Genomic DNA, 1,996 nt, shown 5'->3' on the forward strand with positions numbered 1-1,996 from the left:
GTGGTTGGAGAAGCTGGAGAGGGAACGGCAGACATGGCAGTGGGGCAGTGGCTCCGGGAAGCGTGCCATGAACGTCATCTATATATACGGCAGCTCGGGAACGGCAAAGACCACGGTGGCGATCGAGTATCTGAAGGAGTCGTGCGGCGGTCGCGGATTCTTTTCAGTGACCGACTACCGGCGTGACCCGTGGGATGGATACGCGGGGGAGAAGGGGTTACTCCTGGATGAGCTACGTCTGCCTACGCCGGTGTTCGGCGTGCAGGAGATGCTTCAGATGCTTGACGGTACACCGTATCAGCTCAGCCGCCGGTATGCGAACTCGTGGGCGGCGTTCGACCTGGTGGTGATCACAAGCAACTGGTCCCCTGAAGGACAGTGGGAATCTCTGAAACGTTCCGCTCCGTTGTCCTGTCCCCTGACCGACGAGGATCGGACGGCGTTCTACCGCCGCTTGTCGCGGGTGCTGCATGTGAACGAGAACGGCGGCATCACCGACGAGACCGCGGTGTACCGGGGTGATGTGGACCGGAGGGGGAAGATCACGCTGGAGAATCTGAAGCATGTTCTGGATACAGGCCCAGGTTTCCGTGTGGAATCTCTTCTCGATTTGGAGGAATACGCGGCTGATCTAGCGGACGGATCCGGTGTGAAAAACGAAAACTGACTATCAATTATGTATAAGCTATACATGCTATCTTGTATATACAAGATATATATGATGTGTGTGATGTACGATTGTGTGTATGAGGACTATTTCGGTGGTGAATTCCAAGGGCGGAACGGGTAAGACCACGACTGCGGTGTATCTTGCGTCTGCCGCGTTCAGGCAACATCCTGAATGGGGCATCGGTCTTTTGGATGCCGACCCGCAGCGCAGCGCAACCGACTGGGCCGTATCCGCCATGGACGCTGGCGATCGCCTGCCATTCAGCGTCATACACACCGATAACGTATTGGATGTGAAATATGACGCCGATCTGCTGATTGTGGATACTGCCCCAGGCGACGGCGAGACAATCAGGAAGGCCTTGGACATGGCGGATGTCGTTGTGGTTCCCAGCGAAGCCGAAACCATGTCCCTGACTCGTGCGAAGGCGACGCTCGACCGGTCGGGCGGCAAAGGGCACATCCTGTTGACGAAGGTCAACAGAAGGACCAGGCTGTACGCGGACGCGTGCGAGGTCATCAAGGAGATGGACATACCGAGATTCGAGACCGAGATCCCGTACTCCGTCAGGTTTCAGACGTATGGCATGGCCCCTTTGAGTCTGTCGTCGTACACGGATCTATGGCTTGAGATTCAACGGATGATAGGAGAATAGGGATGGTGAGAAGGCAAAGCGTCAACAGTATGAAGTCGGCCATGAAGGCCGTCTCGATAAAGGATTCCGATCCTGTCCTCGATGAAAATCCTGGCCGGAGCAATGGAGAACGTCATCGGGCGAAGCCGACGGCATCGCAGGAGACAAAGATGATCACGGTGCGGATGCCGAAGTCCCTGCTGGATGAACTTAAGGTATGGCAGGGGACCCGGAATACGGAGTGTCTGAATCGCACGCAGATCATTATCCGCGCCGTCGAGGAATACATTAAGTAATACTTGATAGTTCATATATCTTGTATATACAAGATATACTGGAGGACAAATGAGTGGGAATGCTGCACTAAATCGAGCCAATAAAGCCAAAGAGGATGAATTCTATACTCAACTGTCAGATATCGAATCCGAGTTGAAGCATTATCGAAAGCATTTTTCGGGTAAGACAGTGCTATGTAATTGTGATGATCCGTTTGAATCGAACTTCTTTAAATATTTCTGTCTAAATTTTAACCGGCTTAAATTGAAGAAATTGATAGCCACTTGCTATTCAGGATCCCCTATTACTGGTAACGAACTGACGTTGTTCGGTGATGATACTGAAGAGGCACGTCGAACTCCATATAAAGCTGTGGTCACTTCCGTTCACGACGCTGATGGCGATGGAGCCACAAG

General features: G+C 52.8%; 4 protein-coding genes. All 4 read left to right on the forward strand.

Annotated elements, in window-relative coordinates; all coding sequences use genetic code 11:
- Window positions 1-667: P-loop NTPase family protein (locus H9626_RS14780; RefSeq protein WP_225231043.1), on the forward strand; the 667-nt coding region annotated here is incomplete at its 5' end.
- A 79-nt stretch (window positions 668-746) separates the two neighbouring features.
- Entirely contained in the window at window positions 747-1,325 is a 579-nt protein-coding gene (locus tag H9626_RS14785; RefSeq protein WP_191710983.1) for a ParA family protein, read from the forward strand.
- Between the two features lie 29 nt (window positions 1,326-1,354).
- The gene (locus H9626_RS14790) at window positions 1,355-1,600 is read left to right on the forward strand and encodes a hypothetical protein (protein WP_191710984.1); all 246 of its coding nucleotides are present in this window, start codon (window positions 1,355-1,357) and stop codon (window positions 1,598-1,600) included.
- 49 nt (window positions 1,601-1,649) lie between these two features.
- On the forward strand, window positions 1,650-1,996 hold a 347-nt coding region (locus tag H9626_RS14795), incomplete at its 3' end, for an adenine-specific methyltransferase EcoRI family protein (protein ID WP_225231044.1).

The organism is Phocaeicola faecium (assembly GCF_014837055.1).
Lineage (GTDB): Bacteria > Bacteroidota > Bacteroidia > Bacteroidales > Bacteroidaceae > Phocaeicola > Phocaeicola gallinarum.

Excerpts from the sequence above, each read along its gene's own strand:
- H9626_RS14785 (WP_191710983.1), top strand. The coding sequence starts at position 747 with ATGAGGACTATTTCGGTGGTGAATTCCAAGGGCGGAACGGGTAAGACC.
- H9626_RS14790 (WP_191710984.1), top strand. The coding sequence starts at position 1,355 with ATGAAGTCGGCCATGAAGGCCGTCTCGATAAAGGATTCCGATCCTGTC.